Genomic DNA, 565 nt, shown 5'->3' with positions numbered 1-565 from the left:
TGGCTATCTCCAGTTTTTTATTCACCTCTTCCAGCATCTTGTTGCGTTCAATGAGCTGGAGTTCCATGAGCTGATCCAGTGCTTTCCCTTGTACTAGTTTACCCTGCTCTAAAACAAAGTCGGTAATATCTTCGATAAGCGCCAAGGATTCCAATGACTTTTCCATGTACATTAAATAAGGGAATTTTGCTCGTTCTAAGCCAACGAGTAGAACCATCGTTTATGGTTTGAGGCTCTTCATAATTGATTTGTGCCTTCCCGGAATCCATTACTGCTTTATCAATCTTCCTAAAGAACAGAGATTGCTCTCTGCTCCAGGCCATATCAAAATCTGTTTTGCCAATTAGATCTTCTGGATATTTAAAACCAGCTGAAGTAGCAAAATTTTGATTACATCCCATATACACGGAGTCTCTATCTTTCCAGAAGACATAGGAAGGGATATTATTCAACACCAGTTGAAGGAGTTTTTCACGCTGCAGGAGTTCCGCTTTCATTAGTTTCGACACATGTTCATTAGAGGTAACTACGGAACTATTAAGTTAAGGTTTTCTCAGCCGGTGTA

At 40.0% G+C, this 565-nt stretch carries 1 protein-coding gene; it reads right to left on the bottom strand.

Annotation, left to right across the window (positions count from 1 at the left end; all coding sequences use genetic code 11):
• Positions 1 to 98 precede the first annotated feature (98 nt).
• Positions 99 to 497, bottom strand: coding sequence for a PAS domain-containing protein (locus tag D5R40_RS43425; protein ID WP_124155938.1), 399 nt, complete (start codon positions 495 to 497; stop codon positions 99 to 101).
• Positions 498 to 565 lie beyond the last annotated feature (68 nt).

It is taken from the genome of Okeania hirsuta (assembly GCF_003838195.1).
Lineage (GTDB): Bacteria > Cyanobacteriota > Cyanobacteriia > Cyanobacteriales > Microcoleaceae > Okeania > Okeania hirsuta.
Note: the sequence above shows the minus strand (reverse complement) of the source record. Positions and strands in the feature narration are given on the sequence as shown.